Source organism: Staphylococcus sp. EG-SA-2 (assembly GCF_017152085.1).
The window spans coordinates 1-870 of the sequence record NZ_JACYHC010000964.1; the positions used below are offsets into that span (position 1 = coordinate 1).

1 protein-coding gene is annotated in these 870 nt (G+C 36.3%); it reads left to right on the forward strand.

The features are described from left to right. On the forward strand, positions 1-870 hold an 870-nt coding region (locus IDG60_RS27730; protein ID WP_206160957.1), incomplete at both ends, for an AbgT family transporter.

Below are 870 nucleotides of genomic sequence, written 5' to 3' on the forward strand. Positions count from 1 at the left end.
TTAGCCATGATGGATTTACGATGATAATGAATGATACGATTAAAAATTTCTCAGAGTTCCCAGCATTAGGCTTAGTACTAGCAGTGATGATTGGTATTGGTGTTGCAGAGAAAACAGGATACTTCGACAAGTTAATGATTTCTGTTGTGAATCGCGCACCACGTTTCTTAATTTTACCGACTATTATATTAATTGGTATTTTAGGTAGTACAGCCGGCGATGCTGCGACAATTATCTTGCCGCCGCTCGCAGCGATGCTTTTTATTAAAATTGGCTATCATCCTATCGCTGGACTAACGATGGCATATGCTTCCGCTGTAGGTGGCTTTGCCGCAAATATAGTTGTTGGTATGCAAGATGCTTTGGTCTATTCATTTACAGAACCAGCAACACGTATCGTTTCAGATTCTATTAAAACAAACGTTGCTATGAACTGGTACTTTATCGCAGCGAGTGTCGTTGTATTACTTCCTACGATATTGCTAGTTACAACTAAACTGATTATTCCTAGGTTAGGTCAATATGATGATCGTTTAATGCATGATGATCATGAAGAAACGTCTTCACATATTACTGACAAAGAAGCTCATGCTTTAAAATGGGCAAATATCAGTTTCATAGTCACAATTATTTTATTAATTATTACAGCCATTCCTGAACATAGCTTTTTAAGAAATGCTAAAACAGGCAGCTTACTAGACGATGCGCCATTAATTAACGGTGTCGGATTAATTATTCTTGTTGTATTTTTAGTACCTGGATTAGTTTATGGGATTTTAAGCAAAGAAATTAAAAATACAAAAGACTTAGGTAAAATGTTCGGCGATGCTGTAGGATCAATGGGAACATTTATCGTTATTGTGTTTTTTG